This is a genomic window from Polaribacter sp. L3A8 (assembly GCF_009796785.1).
GTDB lineage: Bacteria > Bacteroidota > Bacteroidia > Flavobacteriales > Flavobacteriaceae > Polaribacter.
Genome location: NZ_CP047026.1, coordinates 373,994 through 399,753 on the forward strand (window position 1 = coordinate 373,994; position 25,760 = coordinate 399,753).

Annotated in this window: 18 protein-coding genes; 13 read left to right on the plus strand and 5 right to left on the minus strand. The window is 29.7% G+C overall.

The annotated features are described in order from the left end of the window. Positions 1 to 6 precede the first annotated feature (6 nt). The 3 genes from GQR92_RS01250 to tsaE form a co-directional block, all read right to left on the minus strand. A complete protein-coding gene (locus GQR92_RS01250; RefSeq protein WP_158837418.1) occupies positions 7 to 3,834 on the minus strand; it encodes a T9SS type B sorting domain-containing protein in 3,828 nt (1,275 codons plus the stop codon). 69 nt (positions 3,835 to 3,903) lie between these two features. After that, positions 3,904 to 5,100, minus strand: coding sequence for an alanine dehydrogenase (locus GQR92_RS01255; RefSeq protein WP_158837419.1), 1,197 nt, complete (start codon positions 5,098 to 5,100; stop codon positions 3,904 to 3,906). Between the two features lie 7 nt (positions 5,101 to 5,107). After that, positions 5,108 to 5,515: a tRNA (adenosine(37)-N6)-threonylcarbamoyltransferase complex ATPase subunit type 1 TsaE gene (tsaE, locus tag GQR92_RS01260; RefSeq protein ID WP_158837420.1), complete on the minus strand. Its 408-nt coding sequence runs from the start codon at positions 5,513 to 5,515 to the stop codon at positions 5,108 to 5,110. 161 nt (positions 5,516 to 5,676) lie between these two features. Here tsaE and GQR92_RS01265 point away from each other — a divergent pair, with 161 nt between their 5' ends. Both GQR92_RS01265 and GQR92_RS17765 read left to right on the plus strand, forming a co-directional pair. After that, entirely contained in the window at positions 5,677 to 9,660 is a 3,984-nt protein-coding gene (locus GQR92_RS01265; RefSeq protein WP_158837421.1) for a T9SS type A sorting domain-containing protein, read from the plus strand. A 9-nt stretch (positions 9,661 to 9,669) separates the two neighbouring features. Then, positions 9,670 to 9,816 (plus strand): hypothetical protein, encoded by a 147-nt coding sequence (locus GQR92_RS17765; RefSeq protein ID WP_199269167.1) that lies wholly within the window; start codon positions 9,670 to 9,672, stop codon positions 9,814 to 9,816. 109 nt (positions 9,817 to 9,925) lie between these two features. On the opposite strand, the gene GQR92_RS01270 is transcribed toward GQR92_RS17765, so the two are convergent. Beyond that, positions 9,926 to 11,473 carry a bifunctional response regulator/alkaline phosphatase family protein gene (locus tag GQR92_RS01270; RefSeq protein ID WP_158837422.1) on the minus strand — a complete coding sequence of 516 codons (1,548 nt, stop codon included), beginning with the start codon at positions 11,471 to 11,473 and terminating at the stop codon, positions 9,926 to 9,928. 269 nt (positions 11,474 to 11,742) lie between these two features. Here GQR92_RS01270 and GQR92_RS01275 point away from each other — a divergent pair, with 269 nt between their 5' ends. From GQR92_RS01275 to fabG, 9 genes are all read left to right on the plus strand, one after another. After that, positions 11,743 to 12,966 carry an HD domain-containing protein gene (locus GQR92_RS01275; protein ID WP_158837423.1) on the plus strand — a complete coding sequence of 408 codons (1,224 nt, stop codon included), beginning with the start codon at positions 11,743 to 11,745 and terminating at the stop codon, positions 12,964 to 12,966. Positions 12,967 to 13,012: 46 nt separating this feature from the next. Beyond that, the gene (gene lpxD / locus GQR92_RS01280; protein ID WP_158837424.1) at positions 13,013 to 14,056 is read left to right on the plus strand and encodes a UDP-3-O-(3-hydroxymyristoyl)glucosamine N-acyltransferase; all 1,044 of its coding nucleotides are present in this window, start codon (positions 13,013 to 13,015) and stop codon (positions 14,054 to 14,056) included. Beyond that, the gene (locus GQR92_RS01285; protein WP_158837425.1) at positions 14,049 to 15,440 is read left to right on the plus strand and encodes a bifunctional UDP-3-O-[3-hydroxymyristoyl] N-acetylglucosamine deacetylase/3-hydroxyacyl-ACP dehydratase; all 1,392 of its coding nucleotides are present in this window, start codon (positions 14,049 to 14,051) and stop codon (positions 15,438 to 15,440) included. The genes lpxD and GQR92_RS01285 overlap by 8 nt, the downstream gene beginning before the upstream one ends. A 3-nt stretch (positions 15,441 to 15,443) precedes the next feature. Beyond that, positions 15,444 to 16,229, plus strand: coding sequence for an acyl-ACP--UDP-N-acetylglucosamine O-acyltransferase (gene lpxA / locus GQR92_RS01290; protein WP_158837426.1), 786 nt, complete (start codon positions 15,444 to 15,446; stop codon positions 16,227 to 16,229). Positions 16,230 to 16,238: 9 nt separating this feature from the next. Next, positions 16,239 to 16,805: an elongation factor P gene (gene efp / locus GQR92_RS01295; protein ID WP_158837427.1), complete on the plus strand. Its 567-nt coding sequence runs from the start codon at positions 16,239 to 16,241 to the stop codon at positions 16,803 to 16,805. Positions 16,806 to 16,868: 63 nt separating this feature from the next. Next, entirely contained in the window at positions 16,869 to 17,795 is a 927-nt protein-coding gene (locus GQR92_RS01300; RefSeq protein ID WP_158837428.1) for a UDP-3-O-(3-hydroxymyristoyl)glucosamine N-acyltransferase, read from the plus strand. A gap of 61 nt (positions 17,796 to 17,856) precedes the next feature. After that, on the plus strand, positions 17,857 to 18,729 hold the full coding sequence (gene sucD / locus GQR92_RS01305) for a succinate--CoA ligase subunit alpha (RefSeq protein ID WP_158837429.1): 873 nt from the start codon (positions 17,857 to 17,859) through the stop codon (positions 18,727 to 18,729). A 106-nt stretch (positions 18,730 to 18,835) separates the two neighbouring features. Continuing rightward, on the plus strand, positions 18,836 to 21,799 hold the full coding sequence (locus GQR92_RS01310; protein ID WP_158837430.1) for a M16 family metallopeptidase: 2,964 nt from the start codon (positions 18,836 to 18,838) through the stop codon (positions 21,797 to 21,799). A 121-nt stretch (positions 21,800 to 21,920) separates the two neighbouring features. Continuing rightward, positions 21,921 to 22,664 (plus strand): 3-oxoacyl-[acyl-carrier-protein] reductase, encoded by a 744-nt coding sequence (gene fabG / locus GQR92_RS01315; RefSeq protein WP_068448066.1) that lies wholly within the window; start codon positions 21,921 to 21,923, stop codon positions 22,662 to 22,664. Between the two features lie 65 nt (positions 22,665 to 22,729). On the opposite strand, the gene GQR92_RS01320 is transcribed toward fabG, so the two are convergent. Next, the gene (locus GQR92_RS01320) at positions 22,730 to 23,467 is read right to left on the minus strand and encodes an NUDIX hydrolase (RefSeq protein WP_158837431.1); all 738 of its coding nucleotides are present in this window, start codon (positions 23,465 to 23,467) and stop codon (positions 22,730 to 22,732) included. A 319-nt stretch (positions 23,468 to 23,786) separates the two neighbouring features. On the opposite strand from GQR92_RS01320, the gene GQR92_RS01325 reads away from it, so the two are divergent. Then, positions 23,787 to 24,647 carry a hypothetical protein gene (locus GQR92_RS01325; RefSeq protein WP_158837432.1) on the plus strand — a complete coding sequence of 287 codons (861 nt, stop codon included), beginning with the start codon at positions 23,787 to 23,789 and terminating at the stop codon, positions 24,645 to 24,647. 21 nt (positions 24,648 to 24,668) lie between these two features. Continuing rightward, the gene (locus GQR92_RS01330; RefSeq protein ID WP_158837433.1) at positions 24,669 to 25,727 is read left to right on the plus strand and encodes a substrate-binding domain-containing protein; all 1,059 of its coding nucleotides are present in this window, start codon (positions 24,669 to 24,671) and stop codon (positions 25,725 to 25,727) included. Positions 25,728 to 25,760 lie beyond the last annotated feature (33 nt).

Consider the following 25,760-nt stretch of genomic DNA (forward strand, 5'->3'; position numbering starts at 1 on the left):
AGTAATTTATCTTAGTAAAGAAAAGTGCGATCTAAAAATAGCTTCTTTTCCTTCTTTAGTATACTTTAATACAAACCAATAATCTGTATTTGGCATTTTATTTCCATTAAAATTAAAACCATCCCATCCTAATTCACTTGGTTTAATAATATTTATAAGTTTACCATATCTATCATAAATAGTTATAGTAGATTTTAGATCGTTTTTTAAATCAGAGATGTTCCATCGATCATTTTTATTATCGTTGTTAGGAGTAAAAAATTTAGGATAATCTAATGCTACAAGTTCTAATGTTAAGTTATTACAAATACCTGTAAGGTCTTTAATTGTAATGGTATATGTACCTGGTTTAATGTTTCCGAAGAAATTAGACTCTTGAAAAACACCATCATCTAAAGCATATTGATAATTACCTAAACCTTCATTAATAGTCTTGATCTCTACAGCATAAAAATCAGAAAAATTATCCGTTAAAAATTTAATTTCAAATTCTGGCGTAGAGCTTTGTATAATTACTTCTGTTGGTTTATAGTTACAATCTGCATTACCTATTGGGTTAATTTTAGTAGCTTCTATAGTGTATGTTCCTGCTTTTAAAGCGTTCCAATCAGACATAGAAGAATCTGGGTTTAGTAAGTTTCCTTCTAAAAACCATCTTATATCATAACTAGTTGGGTCTAAACCTGTTTCTATTAAAAATGGATTGTTTGTTTGGTTCGTTTCATTGTCTACACAAATAGCACCACCAAGAACATTTAAATCTAATAAAGGATATATCGTAATAGAAAAAACATCATCAATAAAACAATCTGGGTGTTCTTCTTGATAGGCATGTACATAGATTTCTTGTGTTTCAGTTACACTTGTTACGTTTGTAATTGTGTATTCTGAAAGATCTATTAAATCTGTTTTATTTGGACCTCTATAATATTCTACTATTATATTAGGTATTGATATTGTTGGTAGCGTTACAGAGCCACATAGATCTATATCGTCTAATACTCCTAAATTTGGTTTTGCAAATACAGTAACTGTAAAACTACTATTATTTTGACAAGGAAAAAATCTTGTATCATCTCCTATAATATAAATAGTTTGCGTTGTGTCAATGACATCTCCTGCATTTAAGAGACCTGTTTTATTGCTGTTTTGATAATAATTACCTGGTTTTGTTAATGCAGGGAGCTCATAAAAAACACAGGCTTTTACGTCATCAAAAACATCTACTTTAACATCTAAAATATTTACTGTAAAGGATTTCTCATTAGCACAAGTAGCAATGTCTGGGTCTTGATTATAGATATAAACAACTTGTGTTTCTTCTATAGCTTCTCCTGGATTTAATTGAGTACCTGCACCGTTAGCTTCTGTAAAAAACTTACCACCAAAACTTAATGTTGGTAAAATGTATGGTTCGCATACAGAAACATCAAAAAAATCGGGGATGGTTGGTATGGGTTTAATTGTAACTCTAAAACTTGTTTCATCATCACAACCAGTACTTGGATTTTTATTAAATATATAAATTGTTTGTGTTCTATTTATTTCATCACCTTCAAATAAAGGAGTACCAGAACCTTTTGGTCCTGTAAAGTAGTTACCATTAACTAAAGCTGGTAACGTAGGTAAATCGTCTACACATTTTATAATATCGTTTATTGTATCTACTTCTGGAAGCGGGTTAATTGTAATTGTAACATTATATCCAGTACAATTTGTGCTTGTTGTTATTTCATCGGCATAATAATATACATTTTGTGTAGCTGTAATATTTGTTCCTGGTCTTATTTCAGTATCACGAGTACTATCTGTATAATATTTTCCGTTAGCTAAAGTTGGTATTCTATAGTTGCCACAAGCTGTAATATCTGTATAATTACTAGGGTTTATAATGGTTATTTTAAAAATACTTTCGTTAGAGCAATCGGAGTCTGTATCGATATTGTAAATATAGATATCTTTGGTTTCGTTAATGATATCTCCAGCATTTAAAAGAGTTCCCGAACCATTTGAACCTGTATAATAGTTTCCATTCGTTAAAGGGGCTAAGGTTACAGACCCGCAAGTAATTATATCATCTATCGTATCTACTAAGGGTAGTGGATGAATAATTAGATTGAATGGAGTATCCTGACAAACGGTGCTATTTAATTCGGAATAAAAATGTACAGTAGTATCTTCTGTTAAGATGGTACCAACTGGAATTTCGTCTACACCATTTTGTTTTTTATAAAATTTTCCTAAAGAAGTATTTGGTATTGTATATGAGCCACAGTGTTCTAGCGCTATTTCAAAATTTCTTGCTAATGAAACCTTAAAAGATGTTTCATTAGAACAACTGCTTACGGCGTCTTCATTGTAAATATATATCGTTGAGTTATTTGTTATTTTTTCACCTGCAGATAATTTTGTACCACCTCCGGATGGAGCTGTATAATATTCTCCGTTTGTTAGTGTTGGTAATGTGTACTCATCACAAACTTGCACATCTGGTAAGTTATCAACTAAAGGTATTGCGCTAATTTTTATATTGAAACTAACCACATCAAAACAGGTTTTATCTTTATTAGATAATCTTGCCCAAAGCGTAAATGAATTACTTGGTATTGTATAATTTGCAGGGGCTGTAATAGGATCTAAATTGTTATTTGCATTATCTTCTGTTGTATAATAGTTGATATTGTAATTTGCAGCCGTTAATCCGTTTAGTATTATAGAATCTATTCTATTTGGAATATTAATGATTGTATTATCTGTACAAATTGATACATCATCTGGTTTTGTAGCTTTAATAGTTGTTATTTTAATTTCATCTTTTAATTGACAACTAACATCGGTTAAAGACGTAATTGTTAACCCGTAGGTATCTGGAGTGTTAACTGTTATTTCTGTTCCGATTTCTGTTAAAGGAATCCCGTTTTTTGTCCATTCAAATTTATAATTGTCTGTTTTAGAAAATCCAGAATCTAAAACAACTTCTTCTCCATCACAAATTTCTTTATTAGAACCTAAATCTAAAGTATTGGTAAAAATTCCTGGTGCAATAAAAACAGCAGAATCATAATCTGAATTACTATAGTCTCCAATAACAAACTTTATTTGATATTCATTATTGGGAATTACGGTTGCAGAGGCATTTATAACTTCAGTAAAACCTCTCATATTAATAGTTGAGTTGTTACTATTATTACCATAATAAGATCCAAATAATTCTATATTACTTGAATCGCAGATACCGTTATGTTGATTATCTCTAATGTTTTCAACAGATATATTTGTATCGGATTCTGGTATTGTTGCAATATTAATAGCGTCTCCTGTATCTATATTTGTTAATATGATTGCAAATAAATCTCTACTTTTACACTGAAACTCTCCATATTCATTAGAGGCAAATATGTAATTAAAGCTAATTTTTTTTCCTATTGGAGTAAAATTAAATTCTAAAAAACCTACGTCGGTAATATTAGAAATATCTCCTTCTTGTTCATTTATTTGTTGTAAATCTGTATCACCATTAGTAGAGTTTTCTGTACTTAGGTTTGTATTTGTAAAGGAACCCTCGGAGTTTTTTGCTGTTCCTGTTCTAATAATAATACCTTTCGATATTGGAAAACTACCTCCATTATTATTAAAAGAAGCAACAGATTGGTTAGAAGAGATATTAAAATTAGATTTTGAGATACAAGTACTCTCAACAAGTTGGTTTACAAGCTGTTCTTCTGTATAAGAAGTATCATCTACACTTACGGTTTGAGAAAATAATGAACTTGAAATTATTAGTGTAATAATAAAAACAAAAGTGTCAAAAAATCTATTTAAGGGGGGTGTCATTTCTGCTATTTTTTTATGTTGATAATTATCTAAAATTAATGAATAAAAACAAGATATCAAAAAAAGAACTTAAAGAATTAATAAGTTAATATCTCTAAAAGGTAAATCGAACCAATCTGCAACAGTTCTGTTTGTTAGAATTCCGTGATAAAAATACATTCCGTTTCGTAAACTTTTATCAAAACGGGCAGCGTTTTCAAAACCACCTTCTTCTGCAATATTTAATAAATAAGGCGTAAAAATATTACTAATAGACAAAGAAGCTGTTCTTGCATAACGGGCAGGAATATTAGGTACGCAATAATGTACAACTCCGTGTTTTATAAATGTAGGTGTTTTATGTGTAGTTACATTAGAGGTTTCAAAACAACCACCTCTATCTATACTTACATCAATAATTACAGCACCTTCTTTCATCGTTTCTACCATTTCTTCGGTAGCACAAATGGGCGATCTATTTTTACCTCTAATGGCTCCAATAGCAACATCGGCACGCATTAATGCTTTTGCAACAGACTTTGGTTGTAAGGTAGATGTGTAAATTGGTGAATTAAGGCAATCTTGTAATTTACGTAATTTACTAATAGAATTGTCAAAAACTTTTACTCTTGCTCCTAATCCAATTGCTGTTTTTGCAGCATATTCTCCAACCGTTCCTGCACCGAAAATAACAACACTAGAAGGCGGAACACCACCTATGTTGCCTAATAATAGGCCATTACCTTTATTAATTCCGCTCATTAATTCTGCGGCAATTAATACAGAGGCTGTACCTGCAATTTCACTTAAAGATTTTACAATAGGATAGGTGTTGTGGTCATCTTTTATATAATCGAAAGCCACTGCTGTAATTCGTTTTTTTGCGAGACATTCAAAATAATTTTTGTTCTGAGTTTTTAATTGTAAAGAAGAAATTAGAATCGTTTGAGGATTTATATATTCTATTTCTCTTTCTGTTGGTGGCGCTACTTTTAAAACAATATTACATTTAAAAGCTTCTTCTACATCGTAAGAAATTTTTGCACCTGCTTCAGAGTATTCTCTATCGGCATAATTTGCATTGTCTCCAGCACCTGTTTCTACAACTATTCTATGCCCATGAGCGCATAAAGCAGAAACAGCATCTGGTGTTAAGCAAACACGCTTTTCGCCTAAATAAGTTTCTTTAGGTAGGCCTATAAAAAGTTCTCCTTTTTGTCTTTTAATTTCTAACATTTCTTCTTGTGGAAGCAATTCTTCTTTACTGAAAGGAGAAAATGAACTCATAGTTTGGTTATTTTAGTTGAATGTTTCTTTGGTGGTCATTTAAAATAGATAAATGAATTTGAATAGCATCTAAAGGTAGTAAATTTTCTATATTTTCTGGCCATTCTATCAAACACCAGTCATTATTATCAAAATATTCTTCAATTCCCATGTCTAATGCTTCTTCTTCGTCTTCAATTCTGTAAAAATCAAAATGAAAAACACTTTCGTTTTTTGAGGTTTGATATTCATTTACTAGCGAAAAAGTTGGGGAAGAAATGGTGTCTAAAACATTAAGTTGCTTACAAATTTCTTTAATCAATGTTGTTTTACCAACGCCCATTTGTCCGTAAAATAATAAGGTTTTATTTTCTACGGATGCAATAAGTTCTGCAGCAACTTCAGATAAGTTTTCTAAAGAATAGTTTTTGTTCATAGTACAAAAATAAGAAACATATCAATTATAAATTCAATGAGAGGTTAAAATATACCTACTTGTAAGTATTTTTTATTTTGAATGTATTTTTATTTTTGTTGAAATTAATTTTAAATAAAATTGCTATGAAAATAAGATTACTATGTACTATATGTTTGTTTTTGAGCATAACTTTATTTGCTCAAAACACTACTTACATTCCTGACGACAATTTTGAACAAGCTTTAATTGATGCTGGTATTGATGATATATTAGATGATTATGTATTAACCAGTAATATTGAAAATTTAACGGAACTAAATATTCAATCTAAAGGAATTGTTGATATCACAGGTATTTCTGGTTTTGAAAATCTTGAAATTCTAAATTGTGCTTATAACCAAATTGTAACATTAGATTTGACTAGTAATTTAAAATTAACAAATTTAAATTGTAAACATGCTGCAATTGAAGAACTAATAATTACTAGCAATATTCAATTACTTGATTTAGATGCAAGTAATAATGAATTACTTAGTTTAGATATAAGCGGCAATGTTAATATACAGAAAATTGACATTAATGATGCGAGTCTTTATACCGGAGGTAATAAATTAACAGAACTAGATGTTAGTAACAATTTAGAACTTACTACGCTAAATTGTTCTGCAAATAATATTACTAATTTAGATGTAAGTAAAAACACAAAAATGATTTCATTAAGTTGTGCTTATAATCCACTACAAAATTTAAATGTTAAAAATGGTAATAATAAAAACTTTACTTTTTTTAGTTCTTATTGGTCACAAGTATCTTGTATTAAAGTAGATGATGCAGAATGGAGTAGCACAAATTGGTCTGCTAGGACTACAAATAGTGGTTTTAGTGAATTTTGTAGTGATGGAGGAAACACTAAAATTAATGATAATAATTTAGAACAAGCTCTAATAGATTTAGGTCATGACAGTATTGGTGAGTTAGATGGTTTTGTGCCAACAGAAGAAATTGTTAATATCACTGATTTAGATTTATCTAATAGAAACATAAAACATATAGCAGGTTTAAAAGCTTTTACTTCTTTAAAAAATTTAAATTTATCTAATAATATAATGGATTATGAATGTCAAGTACAAATGTCTTTGTATTTTAATAGTTATATAATTGAAAAATTAGATGTTTCAAATAATCTTCTAACAGGTTGTTTTAAAGTAAGTGGATGGGCTAATCTAAAAGAGTTTAATTGCGCTAACAATCAATTATCTTCAATATTATTACAAGAAGATAGTAATCTAGAAAAGCTTACATGTAATAATAATTTACTAACTGCAATCGATGTATCTAAAACCTATAAGCTTGAAACATTATCGATTAGTGATAATCCAATATCTCAATTAAATATCACAAACAATACAGAGTTAAAAACACTTGACGTATCAAATTGTGGTTTAAATAACATCAATACAACTAACAACACAAAATTAGAGTCATTTTATCTAAATAACAATTCTATAGATATTATTGATGTATCTAAAAATTTAAATATTAAAGATTTAAGAGTAAATAATAATCAAATACAAGAATTAGATATATCTAAGCATCAAAATTTAATTAGATTATTTGCCTCAGATAATAAATTAACAAATGTAAATATTAAAAATGGTAATAATATAAACATATCAAATGTAAATTTAAAATTATCAAACAACCCAAACTTAACCTGTATTCAAGTAGATAACCAACAATATAGTTTAGATAACTGGATTTTTATAGATGCACAAACAGGTTTTAGCGAAGACTGTTCTCAAAACGATGCTGTTTCTAATTACTATACAACAGTGCCAGATACTGATTTTGAAAAAGTATTAATATACTATAACATTGATGATGTAGTTGATGGTAAATTTATTACTAAAAATGCTTACTATATAACAGAAATAATTACTGATATACAAACTAATGGAGAGGATTTAAGACCTATAGATTTAAAAGGTATAGAAGCACTTAAATCTTTGAAAAAGTTACAATGTGGTAGTTATCGACTAGAAAGAATAGATTTAAGCAAAAATTTAGCCCTAGAAGAAATAAATATAGATGGAAAAGTTACAGAATTAGATGTAAGCAATCTTGTCAATTTAAAAAAATTATATTGTGATAATGGAGAATTAACCAGTTTAAATTTGGCTGGGGCAATTAATTTAGAAATACTTCAAACTCAAGGAAATCAACTTACAACTATAGATGTTTCAACAAATACTAAATTAACTTGGTTAAATGTTAGTAATAACCAATTAACTAATATAAATGTAACTAATAATACAGCTTTACAAACTTTTGCTTGTTATGATAATGAAATTGAATATTTATATTTAGGTCAGCTAGAAAATTTGATAAATTTTTCTGCTCAAAGAAATAATCTAAAATATCTAAATATAAAGAATGGAGGCAATAAAACAATGAGTGATTTTTACGTTAAAGAAAATCCAAATTTAAGCTGTATACAAGTTGATGATGAAGCATGGAGTTCTGCTTATTGGGCTAGTACTAAAGACGATATAGCCAGTTTTAGTAATGAATGTTCTGCTATAGATTTGCCTATAAATGTAGAAGGTATGTGGAATGATCCTTCAAATTGGGCGAGTGGAGTAGTACCAACAGCAACAGACAATGTTGTCATTCCTTCAGGTACAACGTTACAAATTAGTGCAGATATTTCTGAAATTAACTCTTTAGAAAATGACGGAACCATTGTTATTAGCCCTACTTTTTCTTTAAAATCTAAAAGTAATATGGTTAACAACGGTACTATTGTTATGGATTCTAATGCTGATGATAGTTCAGTATTATTTATCGTAGGAACTTCTACAGGAGAAGTTAAATACACTCGTGGAGGCTTAAAAGCAAACAAATGGAGTTTAGTGACTCCGCCTGTTTTTGGTCAAAAAATTAAAGAATTTGCAATAGATGTTACTAATGATATTCGTAAAAATACTACAGTAACTCCAAATAAATATGCTATTGGTTTTTATGATGATTCAAATTCTGGAGGAACAAAATGGGGATATTACACAGAAAATGTAGATGAAAACTTATCATTTACTGCAGGAGAGAGTTATGCAATTTCTAGAAACACAGACGGTGCTGTAAGTTTTACAGGAACTTTAACTACCAATAATTTAGATAAAATGTTAAAACCGGGAGAATGGAATGCTATTGGTAATCCTTTTACAACTTATTATCCTGCAAATAAAAATAGTAGTACTAGTTTTTTAAATGACAATTATGCTATTTTAGATGATAATTTTAAAGGTTTGTATGTTTGGGATACTACTCAAAATAAATATGTAATTGTTAGTGAGTTAGATCTCCAAAATCGATCATTTACACCTGGTCAAGGTTTTTTTATAAAAGTAAAAGCAGATGCCAATAAAATTGAGTTTAAAGAAGCAAAACGTAGTATAAAACCAACAACAGGTAATACTGGTTTTAGTAAAAGAGAAAACAGCTATATAAAATTGTTGGCTAATAATGGTGTAAATACAGTTGCTACAGATATTAAGTTTTTTAATAATGCAACTACTGGTTTTGATATTGGTTTTGATATTGGGAATTTTGATAGCTCTTTCGATTTATATACGCACTTAGTAGATAAAAGTAATACAAATAATTATACAATTCAATCGTTACCTATTCATAATGAAGAAAAAGTTATTATACCACTAGGTTTATCAGCAAAAGATACCGAAGTAATATTTTCTTCTTTCCATAATAGTCTACCAGAAGATACAACTTTAGTGTTAGAAGATAGAAAATATGAAACATTTACAGATATTACAGATGAGGGCAGTACTTATAAAATTTCCGTGAAAGATGCTATTTTAAGTAATAGATTTTATCTACATGTTAATTATTCAAAAGCTGCTTTAAGTTTAGAAAATTCAACTATAAATGCAATTCAAATTTATGCAAATAACAAAACACTTTTTGTAAAAGGATTAAAGAATAAGTTTTATTTAGAGTTGTATAATCTTTTAGGGCAAAATGTTTTTAAAATGACAATGAATAAGGATCAAGAAATAAAATTACCAAAGTCAATCAAACAAGGTGTTTATAGTGTAAAATTAAGTTCTAGTACCAATGTTGTTACAAAAAATATTATAATCGAATAATTAAGAATTATGGAAAATATATCAAGAAAAGAAGCCATAAAAAAAATAGGAAATTATAGCAAATATGCAGTATTAACTGCAATAGGAACGTATATAATTTTGTCTCCAAAAAAAGCACAAGCTGCAAGTCCAGAGCCTTTAGGAACCGGTTTTTAAAGTTATTAAAATAAAAAAAGAGTTAACTTAGGTTAACTCTTTTTGTTTTACTGTAAAAACAAGCTATAGAAATCATAAGATTTTAATGGTTTGTTATAAATATATATTTCTATTTAGGACTATAAACTGCACATGGAATAATCATTTCCTCTAAAGAAACGCCACCGTGTTGATACGTGTTTTTATAGTATTTTACAAAGTGATTAAAGTTGTTTGGATAGGCAAAAAATAAGTCTTCTTTTGCAAAAACAAAAGAACTATTCATTGCTATCGTTGGTAAAAAAATATCTTTCGGGTTTCTTACAGCATATACATCTTTGTCTTCGTATGTAAGGCTTTTACCAGTCTTGTAACGAAGGTTTGCACTAATGTTTTTATCGCCAATTACTTTTGTTGGGTGTTTACAATTAATGGTTCCGTGATCTGTGGTAATAATTAATTTCTGCCCTAATTGTTGTGCTTTTTGTATAACTTCAAACAAAGGAGAGTTTTTAAACCAGCTCAATGTAAGGCTTCTATAAGCTTTGTCATCTCCTGCCAATTCTTTTATTACTTCCATTTCTGTTTTAGAGTGTGATAGCATATCAACAAAATTATACACCACTGCCGTTAAGTCGTTTTGTTTTGTTCCGTTGTAATTATCGGCTAAATCTTTACCGTTTTTTAGGTTGGTAATCTTATAATATTCGTGTGTAATATTTAAACCTAAACGTTTTATTTGTGCTGATAAAAAGTCGTTTTCATACAGATTCATACCACCTTCATCAGTATCGTTTTTCCAAAAATTTGGATGACGTTTTTCCATTTCAGAAGGCATTAAGCCAGAAAAAATGGCATTTCTAGCGTATTGTGTTGCCGTTGGTAGAATAGAAAAATAAGAATATTCTTCGTCTTTTTTGTAATGATTATTAATTAATGGTTCTAAAATTCGGTATTGATCGTAACGTAAATTATCAATAACCACCCATAAAACACCTTGGTCTTTGTTTAATTGTGGTACTACATAATCTTTAAATAAGGTATGAGAAAAGGTAGGCTTGTCATGTGCTGTTAAATAATCTTCATAATTTTTTTTGATAAATTTAAAAAACTGACTATTGGCTTCTTGTTTCTGACTTTCTAGAATTCCTAACATTCCTGGGTCACTAATATTTTCTAATTCTAGTTCCCAATGCACCAATTTTTTGTATAATTCAATCCATTCTTCATAAGAATTTACCATGGCCAAATCCATAGAAATTTTTCTAAATTCTTGCTGATAACTAGACGTTGTTTTTTCGGATACCAAACGTGAGTGATCTAAGTTCTTTTTTAAACTTAATAAAATCTGACTTGGGTTTACTGGTTTTATCAAATAATCGGCAATTTTAGAACCAATTGCTTCTTCCATTATATATTCTTCTTCACTTTTAGTAATCATTACTACAGGCAAATTTGCTTGTTTTTGTTTAATTTCTGCAAGTGTATCTAAGCCAGTTAAACCAGGCATATTTTCATCTAAAAAAACGATATCAAAATTTTGTTCTCCCACTAAATCAATAGCATCTGCACCGTTTGTACAAGTAGTTACTTTGTAATTTTTACGTTCTAAAAAAAGAATGTGAGGTTTTAATAATTCTATCTCATCATCAACCCATAAAATTTGGATACTGCTCATATTTCGTTTGTAATTTTAACATTTAACGATAAAAGTAACCAATTGTTATACCTTTTTTGTTTTAAAAGTGATAAAATATTGCCAATTTTGTTTTTTCATATAATTGATATATTCTCATTTTTTTTTAACAAATAAAATTGATCTTCTTAATTTAAAAAAAAGCTTCTTTTTTCTAATGATAATGGCTTTTAAAAAAATCTAAAACTATAAATTTGTCAATTCGTGGCATTAATTTGTATTTTGCCATAGATTGATAAATAAAGCTCCTTTTGAAGAAAAAAAAACATAATAAATTAAAGATATTAAACGATCCTATTTACGGATTTATACAAATACCAAATACTTTAATTTTTGATTTAATAGAACATCCTTATTTTCAGCGTTTAAGAAGAATTGCTCAAATGGGTTTTTCTAATTTAGTGTATCCAGGTGCAAATCACACCCGTTTTCACCACGCAATTGGTTGCATGCATTTAATGCAGAAAGCAGTAAGAGTTTTACGTTTTAAACAGATAGAAATTTCTAATGAGGAAGAAAACGCTGTTTATATCGCTATTTTATTACACGATATTGGTCATGGATCATTTTCGCATGCTTTAGAACATAGTATCGTAAATGGTATTTCTCATGAAGAAATCTCTTTAAAATTTATGAGAAAGTTAAACGATGAGTTTAACGGAAAATTAGATTTGGCAATAGAAATTTTTGAAGGTAGGTATCATAGAAAATTTCTTTGCAAGTTAATTTCTAGTCAATTAGATATTGATCGATTAGATTATTTAAAAAGAGACAGCTTTTATACAGGTGTTACAGAGGGTAATATTTCTTCAGACAGGTTAATAGCCATGATGAATGTAAAAGATGATGAGTTAGTTATAGAAGGAAAAGGTATTTATTCTGTAGAAAACTTTTTAATTGCGAGACGTTTAATGTATTGGCAAGTGTATTTACATAAAACAGGTTTAGTGGCAGAAAACATGCTAGTAAATGTTTTAAAAAGAGCGAAAGAATTAGCAGAAAAAGGAGAGGTTTTATTCGCAAGTACTTCTTTAGGTTATTTCTTGTACAACAAAATATCGCAAGAAAATTTTACAGATGAAACTCTAGAAATGTTCTCTAAATTAGATGATTATGATGTAATGTCTGCTATAAAAGAATGGACCAATCATAGTGATAAAGTTTTATCTTTATTATCTAAAATGATTGTAGATAGAAAATTGTTACGCATAGAAATACAGCAAGATGCTTTTAAAGAAAGTTATTTAGATAAAAAATTAAATAAGGTTACTAAAAAGTTTCAGATTACATCAGAAGAAAGTAATTACTTTGTTTTTTCACAGCAAATAAGTAACCAAGCTTATAGTACAAATAAACCTATTTATATCTTAAATAAAAAAGGAAAATTAATGGATATTGCAAAAGCATCAGATCAATTAAATCTGCTAGCGCTTACAAATCCTGTCGTAAAATATTTTATTTGTTATCCAAAGTAATAAGGATATTAGCCAAATCGTTATAATTTTTATATTTTTGCCTTTAATGAAATTTACAGCACAAAAAATAGCAGAGATTTTAGAAGGTGATGTCATTGGAAACCCCAATGTAGAAGTTTCTAAATTAACTAAAATAGAAGAAGGAGAAAAAGGTTCTTTAACCTTTCTTTCTAATCCAAAATACAATTCTTTTTTATACAAAACAAATGCTTCAGTTGTTATTGTTAATAAGACTTTTCTGCCAGAAAAGGAATTTAACGCAACACTGATAAAAGTAGAAAATGCGTACGAAGCCTTTTCTCAAATATTAGCATTTTATAATGATATAAAAAATAATAAGACAGGTAGAGAAGTACCACATTTTATTTCAGATTCAGCAAAAATTGGTGAAAATGAATATATTGGTGCCTTCTCATATATAGGAGAAAATGTGGTTCTTGGAGAAAATGTAAAAATTTATCCAAATGCGTACATTGGTGATAATGCTTTAATAGGTAATAATTGTGTAATCTTTTCTGGTGTAAAAATATATTCTGAAACCGTAATAGGGAATAATTGTAAAATACATTCAGGTAGTATTATTGGAGCAGATGGCTTTGGTTTTGCTCCAAATAAAAACGGAGAATATAAAGCAATACCACAAATAGGTAATGTTATTATAGAAGATAACGTAGATATTGGATCTGCCTGTACTATAGATAGAGCTACCATGGGATCTACTATTATACGTAAAGGCGTTAAATTAGATAACCAAATACAAGTTGCTCATAATGTAGAGATTGGAAAAAATACTGTAATTGCTGCTCAAACAGGAATTGCGGGTTCAACCAAAATTGGTGAAAATTGTATGATTGGTGGACAAGTAGGGTTTGTTGGTCATATTACTGTAGGTAATTATGTGAAAATTTTAGCCCAAGCAGGTATCTCAAAAAATTTAAAAGATAATGAGGTTGTAAACGGATCACCAGCATTTAAAATACAAGATTTTAATAAAAGTTCTGTCTATTTTAGAAATTTACCTAAAATGGCCTCGAAAATTAACAATATAGAAAAAGAGTTGAAGACTCAAAAATCAATCATAAATGAGTAAGAAACAAAAAACGATTCAAAGAGAAGTAAGTTTATCTGGTGTTGGTATTCACACTGGTAATACCGTAAAAATGACAATTAAACCTGCACCTATAAATCATGGCTTTGCTTTTAGTAGAGTAGATTTAGAAGGATCACCAATTATAGCGGCAAAGGCAGAATATGTTGTAAATACACAAAGAGGAACAAACCTAGAAAAAAACGGTGTTCAAATTCAGACTTCAGAGCATGTTTTGGCTGCTGCAGTAGGTTTAGATATAGACAACCTTTTAATAGAACTAGACTCTTCTGAACCACCAATTATGGATGGTTCTTCTAAATACTTTGTAGAAGCTTTAGAAAAAGCCGGAATAGAAGAACAAGATGCAGACATTGAAGAATATGTTGTAAAAGAAATTATATCTTTTAAAGACGATGTTACAGGAAGTGAAATTATTTTAATGCCTTCGGATGAATACCAAGTTACAGCTATGGTAGATTTTGGAACTAAAATTTTAGGAACTCAAAATGCAAATCTAGAAAAGATTTCTGATTTTAAAGAAGAAATTGCTGGCGCAAGAACGTTTAGTTTTTTACATGAAATTGAAATGCTTTTAGAACACGATCTTATTAAAGGTGGTGATTTAAACAACGCTATTGTTTATGTAGACAAAGAATTGTCTAGCGAAACAATGGAGAAATTAAAAAAAGCATTTAATAAAGAAGACATTACAATTAAGCCAAATGGTATTTTAGACAACCTAACTTTACATTGGGCTAATGAAGCCGCAAGACATAAATTATTAGATGTAATTGGAGATTTAGCTTTAGTTGGTATTCGTATTAAAGGAAAAGTAATTGCTAATAAACCAGGACACTTAATTAATACTCAATTTGCTAAAAAATTAGCAAAAATTATTAAGCTAGAAAAAAGAAACAATGTTCCTTCATATGATTTAAATTTACCTCCATTATTAGACATTCATCAAATTATGGAGATTCTTCCTCATAGACCTCCGTTTTTATTGATTGATAGAATTTTAGAGCTTTCTGACAAACATGTAGTTGGAATGAAGAATGTAACCATGAATGAAAACTTTTTTGTTGGTCACTTTCCAGGTTCACCAGTAATGCCAGGAGTTTTACAAGTAGAAGCTATGGCACAGTGTGGTGGAGTTCTAGTTTTAAACACCGTTCCAGATCCAGAAAACTATTTAACTTACTTTATGAAAATGGATAAAGTAAAGTTTAAACAAAAAGTTTTACCAGGAGATACTATCATTTTTAAATGTGAGTTAATTACACCAATCAGAAGAGGTATCTGTCACATGCAAGCGTATGCTTATGCAAACGGAAAACTAGTTGCAGAAGCAGAATTAATGGCTCAAATTGCTAGAAAAAAATAAACTATGAATCAACCATTAGCGTATGTACATCCGCAAGCAAAAATAGCAAGAAACGTAGTAATAGAACCATTTACAACCATTCATAATAATGTTACTATAGGTTCTGGTACTTGGATAGGTTCTAACGTAACTATAATGGAGGGTGCTAAAATTGGTGAAAATTGTAGAATTTTTCCAGGAGCAGTAATTTCTGCAATTCCTCAAGATTTAAAATTTAATGACGAGGAAACTACCGTAGAAATAGGTAATAATGTTACCATTAGAGAGTGTGTTACTATTAATAGAGGTACTTCAGATAGAATGAAAACCAAAATTGGAGATAATTGTTTAATTATGGCATATTGCCATATTGCACATGATACTTATGTTGGCAATAATTGTATTTTTTCTAACAATACTACGTTAGCAGGTCATGTAACTATTGGAGACAACGTTGTGTTGGCTGGTATGGTTGCAGTGCATCAATTTGCTTCTGTAGGTAATCATGCTTTTGTAACCGGAGGTTCTTTGGTAAGAAAAGATGTTCCTCCATTTGTTAAAGCCGCAAGAGAGCCACTTTCTTATGTTGGTATTAACTCTGTAGGATTGCGTAGAAGAGGATTTTCAACAGAAAAAATTAGAGAGATTCAAGATATTTACAGAATACTTTTTCAAAGAAATTATAATAATTCCCAAGCAATCGATATCATAGAAGCAGAAATGGAAGCAACTCCAGAACGTGATGAGATCATTCAATTTATTAAAGATTCGCACAGAGGAATTATGAAAGGATATTATAAAGCTAATTAAAAAATAGAAATGGCAACAACATCAGATATTAGAAATGGATTGTGTATTAGATACAATAACGATATATACAAAATAATAGAATTTTTACACGTAAAACCAGGTAAAGGGCCTGCTTTTGTAAGAACAAAATTAAAAAGTGTTACCAATGGTAAAGTAGTAGATAATACGTTTCCTGCAGGAAGAAAAATTGATGATGTAAGAGTAGAAACACATAAGTTTCAGTTTTTATATCACGATGGAGAGTTTTATCATTTTATGAACGAAGCAGATTATACTCAAATTCGTTTGTTAGAAGCTGCTTTAGACAATCCTGGATTAATGAAAGAAGGAGAAATAGTAACTATTATCATCAATTCTGAAGATAATATGCCACTTTCTGTAGATTTACCAGCAAGTGTAATTTTAGAAGTTACGCATGCAGAACCTGGAGTTAAAGGTAATACAGCTACAAATGCAACAAAACCTGCAACTGTAGAAACAGGAGCGCTAGTTAATGTGCCTTTATTTATAAATGAAGGAGATAAAATTAAAGTAGAAACAACCAAAGGTACTTATCAAGAACGTATTAAAGAATAGTTTGTTAGCAATACGCTTTAGGCACTATGCTTAAAGCTTATTACATAAAGCATATAGCAAATAATGAAATTCAAAAAACCACAAACTCTACAAGAAATTGCATCATTAATTAATGTAAATTATATAGGTGATGCAAATTTTGAAATTTCAGGAATTAATGAAATTCATGTTGTAACCAAGGGAGATATCGTTTTTGTAGATCATCCAAAGTATTATGAAAAAGCATTAAATTCTGCAGCAACTACTATTTTAATTAATAAAGAAGTAGCGTGTCCAGAAGGAAAAGCTTTGTTAATTTCAGACGATCCATTTCGTGATTTTAATAAAATAACAAAGTATTTTAATCCTTTTATAGCTTCTAAAGTTAGTATTTCGGATTCTGCGGTTATTGGTGCAAATACAATTATTCAGCCAAATGTTTTTGTTGGTAACCATGTAACTATTGGTCAAAATTGTGTAATTCATCCTAATGTTACTATTTATGATCATTCTGTTATTGGTAATAACGTAACTATTCATGCAAATACCGTTTTAGGTGCAGATGCATTTTATTATAAAAACAGACCAGAAGGATTTGATAAATTAATTTCTGGAGGAAGAGTTGTTTTAGAAGACGATGTAGATTTAGGAGCATCTTGCACAATAGATAAAGGTGTTACTGGTGATACAACAATTGGAAAAGGTACCAAAATTGATAATCAGGTTCATGTTGGGCATGATACTAAAATTGGAAAAAAATGTTTAATAGCATCACAAACCGGTATTGCTGGTTGTGTAATTATTGAAGATGAAGTAACCATTTGGGGACAAGTAGGTACAAATAGCGGAATTACAATAGGCAAAGGAGCTGTAATTCTAGGGCAAACAGGAGTTACAAAGTCTGTTGCAGGAGGAAAAAGTTATTTTGGAACACCGGTTTCAGAGTCAAGAGAAAAATTAAAAGAAATGGCAGAAATAAAACGTTTTTTAAAAGAGAGAAAGAATTCTTAAAATCCTTTTTTAAAAACAATCAATAAACTATTTTTGCGTAACAAAATAAAATATCAAACCAATGAGTGTTTTAGTAAATAAAAATTCAAAGATTATTGTTCAAGGTTTTACAGGTAGTGAAGGTACTTTTCACGCTGGTCAAATGATTGATTATGGAACGAATGTTGTTGGAGGTGTAACTCCAGGTAAAGGAGGGCAAGTACATTTAGATAAACCTGTTTTTAATACAGTAAAAGAATCTGTAGAACAAGTAGGAGCTGATACTTCAATAATTTTTGTACCACCAGCTTTTGCTGCAGATGCAATTATGGAAGCTGCAGACGCAGGTATTAAAGTAATTATTTGTATTACGGAAGGAATTCCTACTGCAGATATGGTAAAAGTAAAAGCATATATAGACAACAGAGATTGTAGATTAGTTGGTCCTAACTGTCCAGGTGTAATTACTCCAGATGAAGCTAAAGTTGGTATTATGCCAGGTTTTATTTTCAAAAAAGGTAGAGTAGGTATTGTATCTAAATCTGGTACGTTAACTTATGAAGCAGCAGACCAAGTAGTAAAACAAGGTTACGGAATTACAACAGCAATTGGTATTGGTGGAGATCCAATTATTGGAACGACTACTAAAGAAGCAGTTGAGTTGTTAATGAATGACCCAGAAACAGAAGCAATTGTTATGATTGGTGAAATTGGTGGTAATTTAGAAGCAGAAGCTGCACAATGGATTAAAGCTGATGGAAATAGAAAACCAGTTGTTGGTTTTATCGCAGGTCAAACTGCACCAGCAGGAAGAACAATGGGGCATGCAGGTGCTATTGTTGGTGGCGCTGATGATACAGCACAAGCAAAAATGAAAATTTTAGCAGAAAACGGAATTCACGTTGTGAGTTCTCCAGCTAAAATTGGTGAAATGATTGCAAAAGTATTAAAGTAAATCAATTTTCATTAAGAAACTGTTAAAGTTTTGTGATAAAATAGTATAAACTCCGATGAATTCGTAAATTCATCGGAGTTTTTTTATTTCAACCAAAATTATTATTATGAAAAAGATTAAATTGTTATGTATTAGCTTTTTGTTAGTTGCAGCCGCGAGTTGTAAAACAGAAACAAAAAAGAGTTACGGAGTAGCATCACAAAAGGATGCCAACGGGTTATCCTACGAAACGGTAGAAAATGATCCGACAGGTTTACGCTTGTACACTTTAGAAAATGGATTAAAAGTCTATTTAAGTCAGAATTCTGATGAACCTAAAATTCAAACTTACATTGCAGTAAGAGCAGGTTCTAATTACGATCCTAAAGAATCTACAGGTTTGGCTCACTATTTAGAGCACATGGTGTTTAAAGGAACACACAAAATAGGAACTGCAGATTGGGAAAAAGAAAAAGTATTTTTAGATACAATTTCTAATTTGTATGAGCAACACAGAGCAGAAAAAGACGCTGACAAAAAATTAGCGCTCTATAAAGAAATTGATAGAGTTTCTTTAGAAGCCTCTAACTATTCAATTGCTAACGAATATGATAAAATGACTGCCTCTTTAGGGGCTACAGGTACCAATGCATATACTTGGTTTGAGCAAACTGTGTATACCAATAAAATACCAGCCAACGAATTAGATAAATGGGTAGATTTAGAAGCTGAGCGTTTTGGTACTTTAGTGTTGCGTTTATTTCATACAGAATTAGAAGCTGTTTTTGAAGAGTTTAACCGCGGACAAGACAATGATTTTAGAAAACGTTATGCAGCAATGTTAGATGGTTTGTTTCCGAATCATCCATACGGACAACAAACAACAATTGGTAAAGCAGAGCATTTAAAAAATCCATCTATGGTAGATATTCAAAACTACTTTAATAAATATTATGTGCCCAATAATATGGCTGTAATTTTAGTTGGAGATTTTGAATTTGAACCAACCATTAAAAAAATAAATGCCACTTTTGGTAAATTTGAGAGAAAAGAATTAACGCACCCAACTTTAGCAAAAGAAACTAAAATTACAGCACCAATTGTAAATGAAGTTTTCGGGCCAACATCAGAATCTATTTCTATAGCATTTAGATCTGAAGGAATTAATAGCGAAGAAGAAAAAATGGTAACGCTGTGCGATATGATTATGTCTAATGGAAATGCAGGTATTATCGATTTAAATTTAAATCAGAAACAATTGGTGCAAAGAGCAGGTTGTTCTCCTACTTTTTTAAATGATTATGGTTATCACTCATTTACAGGATCTCCAAAAACAGGTCAAACTTTAGATGAAGTTAAAGATTTATTATTAGCTCAAATAGAAAAATTAAAAAAAGGTGAGTTTGAAGACTGGATGATTGAAGCAGTTGTTAATGACTTAAAATTAAGTCAGACAAAAGAGTATGAAAACAATTCTACTTTAGCAGATACTTATGTAAATGCTTTCATTTATCAACAAGATTGGTCTAAAAGAGTTCAGTTTTTAGATGATTTAAAGAAAATATCAAAAGAACAATTAACTGTATTTGCTAAGAAATTTTATCAAGATAATTACGTAGTAACCTATAAAAGAAATGGAGAAGATAAAAATATTGTAAAAGTAGCAAACCCAGGTATTACGCCAGTTCATTTAAATAGAGATAAAAGCTCTGTATATTTAACAGCTTTTAATAAAGTTGAGTCGAAACCTTTACAACCTAAATATGTAGATTATAAAACAGCAATTAAAGAAACAAAAACAGCAAACGGAATTAAAGTTTCTTATGTTTTAAATGATAAAAATGATTTGTTTGATATGAATATCATTTTTGATATGGGAAGTGATAATGACAAAAAATTAACTTTAGCTGCTGGATATTTAGAATATATTGGTACAGATAAATATACCAATGAAGCGCTTAAAAAAGAGTTTTACAAATTAGGGATTTCTTATTATGTAAACACCTCAAATGATAAAACATATGTTGGCTTAAATGGATTGAAAGAAAATTTACCAAAAGGGTTAGAGTTATTAGAAGATCTTTGGGATAACGCTAAAGCGGATAAAGATGCTTATAATAAATATGTAGAAAAAATTTACAAAGGGCGTCAGGATGGAAAAACTCAAAAAGGAAATATTCTTTGGAATGGTTTGATGAATTATGGTAAATACGGAGAAAATTCTTCATTAAGAGACATCATGCAAATTGACGAATTAAAAGCAATCGATCCAGAAGAATTAGTGGCACTTGTAAAAGATATGAAAAACTACAAGCAGCGTATTTTTTATTATGGTAAAGATGTAGAAGCAGCTGTTGCCGCATTAAATACAAATCATAAAATATATGGAGAATTAAAAGAATATCCGGTAGCTAAAGAATATAAAGAAACTGAAACAGGTGGAAATGTATTTTTTACAGATTATGATATGGTACAAACCGAATTGATGTTTTTAGCAAAAGGCGCTCCTTTTAAGCCAGAAAACATGGCAGCATCAACGTTGTTTAATACATATTTTGGTAGTGGATTATCATCAATTGTATTTCAAGAGATAAGAGAATCTAAATCTTTGGCATATTCTGCTTTTGCCGCTTATAGCAATGCATCTAAAAAAGGAGATGCCAATTATGTAATGGCTTATGTGGGTACACAAGCTAATAAATTAGAGCAAGCTGTAGATGCTATGATGGAATTGATGAATGATATGCCAGAAGCAGAAAAACAATTTAATGCAGCAAAAGAAGCAACCTTAAAAAAATTAGCAGCTCAAAGAATTACTAAATCTAGTATTTTCTGGTCTTTTGAAAGATTACAAAAATTAGGTATTGATAACGATAATAGAGAAGAAATGTACAACGCTATAAAAGGGATGACTATAGGTGATTTAAAAGCATTCTTTAATAAAAACATTAAAGGAGAATCTTATAATGTTATGGTGATTGGTAATAAGAAAGATTTAAATGTTGAATCTCTACAAAAACTAGGGAAAATAAAGGAATTAGATATCGATTATCTATTTAACTACGTAGATAAAAAGGAAGTAAAACAATAGTTGTTACGCCGGAAAAAATAAATATCTAAATTTATTGCAAATAAAAACTCGTAGACCAAATTTTGGTTTACGAGTTTTTTTATTTTTAGTATCTTTACGGCCGTAAAAACAACTAAATTATATGAAATTATTAGAAAATAAATCAGCAATTATTACTGGTGCTACAAGAGGAATTGGTCGTGGAATTGCTATTGAATTTGCCAAACAAGGTGCAAATGTGGCTTTTACTTACAGTTCTTCTGTTGATGCTGCAAACGCTTTAGAAGAAGAATTAAAAGCTTTTGGAGTTTCTGCAAAAGGATATCAATCTAATGCAGCAGATTTTGATGCTGCTCAAGAATTAGCAAAAGAAGTTTTAAAAGAATTTGGAGCTATTGATATTTTAGTAAATAATGCAGGTATTACAAAAGATAATTTGTTAATGCGTATTTCTGAAGACGATTTTGATAAAGTAATAGAAGTAAATTTAAAGTCTGTATTTAATTTAACCAAAGCAGTTATTCGTCCGATGATGAAACAACGTAAAGGGTCTATTATTAATATGAGTTCTGTTGTAGGTATTAAAGGAAATGCTGGTCAAACTAATTATGCAGCTTCTAAAGCTGGTATTGTTGGGTTTTCTAAATCGGTTGCATTAGAGTTAGGTTCTAGAAATATTAGAAGTAACGTTGTTGCTCCTGGTTTTATAGAAACAGAAATGACAGAAAAATTAGATGAAGCAACTGTACAAAGTTGGAGAGACGGAATTCCTTTAAAAAGGGGAGGACAACCAATAGATATTGCGAATGCTTGTGTGTTTTTAGCTTCTGATATGAGTGCTTATATAACTGGGCAAACATTGTCTGTAGATGGTGGAATGAATTAATAAAACACTTCTTATAAAATAAAAAAAAGCTTTAATAGTACTACTATTAAAGCTTTTTTTGTGTCTTAAATATTGATTAAATAATTTTTCTGAAACATTTTATCATAAATATCTTTACTAAACATGTATAATTGAGCTGGTTTTTTTGATACTCCAACTTGTTTTTCATCTAAAGGAACAATGTATTTTTTATTAATTAACTTTCTTCTAAAGTTTCTATTATCAATTTCTATAGCCAAAATAGATTGGTATAAGTCTTGCACTTCATTAATGGTAAACTTATCTGGTAATAATTCAAAAATAATAGGTTCTTGCAAACATTTTATTTTTAAATCTTCATAAGCTTCTTCTATAATTTGTTGATGATCGAAACCTAATTCTGGTAAATCATTAATAGAAAACCATTTTGCTTGGTATTTATTATCGGTAAGGGAAACGTCTTCGGTTTTTAATAAAAAATAGTAAGCAATGGTAATTGTTCTTAAATTGAATTTTTCATTTTCAATCCAAAGCAAATCTTTTTCATCCATCAACCTGTTAGGGTTTCCAAAAGCCTTAAATTGTTTTTTATAGAGGTTTGTTAATCCTGTTAGTTCTTTTAAAACTCTAGAAGCAGCAGTATCTAATGTTTCACTTTCAAATACATGATATCCTGTTAATACGTAATCATCAACAAGTACTTTCTTTTCGGTTTTAGATTCTAAATAACGTTTTATCAATAATACATTTAACGATTTTGCGTCTGTATCGTAACCAAAAACAACACAATCTACCGATAAATTGGGGATCTTCTTAATTTCCATAATATAATTTAGGGTGTAAATTTACATTAATATTTTATAAAGCACTAATAAACGTCAAATATACATTATTAGTTAATATGTTTTTTTTTTTTTACCTTAAAAATTAAGAATTGTAATTTTTTTATTTTTTTACAAGGCTTTAAATCCTTGTAAATACAACAATGTAGTGTTAATTTAGAGTACTATAAAGTTAATTTAGAATATTTTTTTAATTATTTTTTTGAGTTTGTATTCTTTTTTTATATACATTTGCGAATCAAACGTCATAATGACGCTTTTTGAAAAATTGATTTTAAAATAACTAATTAAATTAAAAACAATGAAACTAACATTTCAGCATTTAAAACAAAAAAGCACATTTACTTTAAAAGTAAATGTGCAATCACTATTTGTTATTGCAATTTTTCTATTTGTATTTCAAACAATGAATGCTCAGGAAAATAATACAAAAGGCGATTACCAGGCATTTACAATTGGTGGACATTTAAAAAACATGCATTTATGGCATGGGTTTGTTGTGCATTCAGGAGCATTATTTGCTACCAATTTAGAATACAATTCTAAAAACAGTAAATTTACCTTAGGTGTTTGGGGAGGAGCTGGTTTTGCAGGGGCAGATGTTTGGAATAATACAACTCAGCAATATGTAAATGCAAATTATAAAGAGTTCTCTATTTATACTTCTTATCGTTTTTCTGATAATTTCTTTATAGAAGCAGTTACACATAATAATTTTACAGGTGTAGAAGAAAGAGGAGATCAATTGCATTATTGGAGTTATGATAAAACACAAGGGTATAATTTTGTAGACATTAACTTTGGATACAATCTTACACAAAACACCTCTTTATATTTAGCGACCATTATTGGTGGTGGTTCTGGTGATTATGAAGTACAAACAGATGGCTCTCTTAAAGATTCTTGGACACAGTATTTAGAAGTTAAAAGCAAGGTTTGGGAAAAAGAGGATGCTAAATTATCTTTATTTGTAGGTGGAGCTTGGTCTTTGGCAACAGATAAAACTTTTTACACAGAAAGTAAAGGAAATATTATTAATGTAGGAGCTGCCTTTAATAAAAAAATAAAAATAGCTAACTTTAGCTTACCTGTAGAAGTTACTGCTATGTGGAACCCAGAAAAGGAAATTACTGTATTACAGTTAGACCTTACTTTATTTTAAACGAAACTAATTTACTTAATTATGAAAACAAAAAAAAATATCTTAAAGGAAATTCTTACACCGATTATTGCATTGGTATTAATGTTTACTTTTTCTAGTTGTTTAGATCAAGAAAGTACTACTTCTGCAAATGTAAATAGTTCTGATGCTTCTGGTGAAATCTATGAAAGTGCTATAAACTTAACAGGTAAAAAAATTGGCTATTGTACGCCTTCCTTAAATGCACCTTATTACCAAGCGCTGTTTCAAAGCATAAAAGCAACTACAGAAAAAAACGGAATGATTTTTTTATCTGCAGACGGTCAAGATGATATTAATAAACAAGTTGCCGCTGTAGAAGATTTAATAACCAAAGGTGTAGATGCTTTGTTATTAAATCCTAAAGATCCAGATGCTTTGGTTGGTGTAACTAAATTAGCAAAAGCAGCGGGTATACCTGTTTTTATTATTGATAGTTCTATCAATCCTTCTGCCGATTATGTAACTACAATTCAGTCTAATAATTTGGCAAACGGTGAATTAGCAGGTGAGTGGCTTGTTAAAAAAATGGGGAAAACTAAAATGAATATTGCTTTATTAAGTGGTAATGCTGGTAACCCTGTAGGAAGAACTCGTAAACAAGGTTTGTTACAAGGTATTACAGAAGAGCAATTAAGAACCCAAGGTAAAATTGATTTAAATGTAAAAACGCAAGCTTATACAGATTGGACCTATGCTGGAGGATTAAAAGCAATGGAAGATATTTTAGTAGCACATCCAGATATTAATGTAGTAATTACAGAGTCTGATGTTTGTGTGCTAGGTGCTATTAAAGCGATTGCACAAGCAGGTAAAACAGATGATATTTTAATTGTTGCTGGAGCTGACGGACAAAAAGAAGCGATTAAATATATTATGGATACCAATTTTTATGGATGTACCGCCATGAATAGCCCTGTTCAAATAGGAAAAAATGCTGTTAAATGTGCCATTCAATTTATCAACGGAAAAAAAGATTTTCCTAAAAAATCATATACAGCACCGCTTTTAATTACAAAAGAAAATGCTGCTAAATATTACAATCCAAAAGCTTTATTTTAAGAACCAAACTTCATGATTATGAAAACTTCAAAT

Coding starts and splice junctions, on each gene's coding strand:
- efp (WP_158837427.1), top strand. CDS start 16,239: ATGGCAACAACATCAGATATTAGAAATGGATTGTGTATTAGATACAAT.
- lpxA (WP_158837426.1), top strand. CDS start 15,444: ATGAATCAACCATTAGCGTATGTACATCCGCAAGCAAAAATAGCAAGA.
- sucD (WP_158837429.1), top strand. CDS start 17,857: ATGAGTGTTTTAGTAAATAAAAATTCAAAGATTATTGTTCAAGGTTTT.
- GQR92_RS01320 (WP_158837431.1), bottom strand. CDS start 23,467: ATGGAAATTAAGAAGATCCCCAATTTATCGGTAGATTGTGTTGTTTTT.
- GQR92_RS01250 (WP_158837418.1), bottom strand. CDS start 3,834: ATGACACCCCCCTTAAATAGATTTTTTGACACTTTTGTTTTTATTATT.
- GQR92_RS17765 (WP_199269167.1), top strand. CDS start 9,670: ATGGAAAATATATCAAGAAAAGAAGCCATAAAAAAAATAGGAAATTAT.
- GQR92_RS01325 (WP_158837432.1), top strand. CDS start 23,787: ATGAAACTAACATTTCAGCATTTAAAACAAAAAAGCACATTTACTTTA.
- lpxD (WP_158837424.1), top strand. CDS start 13,013: ATGAAATTTACAGCACAAAAAATAGCAGAGATTTTAGAAGGTGATGTC.
- GQR92_RS01270 (WP_158837422.1), bottom strand. CDS start 11,473: ATGAGCAGTATCCAAATTTTATGGGTTGATGATGAGATAGAATTATTA.
- GQR92_RS01300 (WP_158837428.1), top strand. CDS start 16,869: ATGAAATTCAAAAAACCACAAACTCTACAAGAAATTGCATCATTAATT.
- GQR92_RS01330 (WP_158837433.1), top strand. CDS start 24,669: ATGAAAACAAAAAAAAATATCTTAAAGGAAATTCTTACACCGATTATT.
- GQR92_RS01310 (WP_158837430.1), top strand. CDS start 18,836: ATGAAAAAGATTAAATTGTTATGTATTAGCTTTTTGTTAGTTGCAGCC.
- fabG (WP_068448066.1), top strand. CDS start 21,921: ATGAAATTATTAGAAAATAAATCAGCAATTATTACTGGTGCTACAAGA.
- tsaE (WP_158837420.1), bottom strand. CDS start 5,515: ATGAACAAAAACTATTCTTTAGAAAACTTATCTGAAGTTGCTGCAGAA.
- GQR92_RS01285 (WP_158837425.1), top strand. CDS start 14,049: ATGAGTAAGAAACAAAAAACGATTCAAAGAGAAGTAAGTTTATCTGGT.
- GQR92_RS01255 (WP_158837419.1), bottom strand. CDS start 5,100: ATGAGTTCATTTTCTCCTTTCAGTAAAGAAGAATTGCTTCCACAAGAA.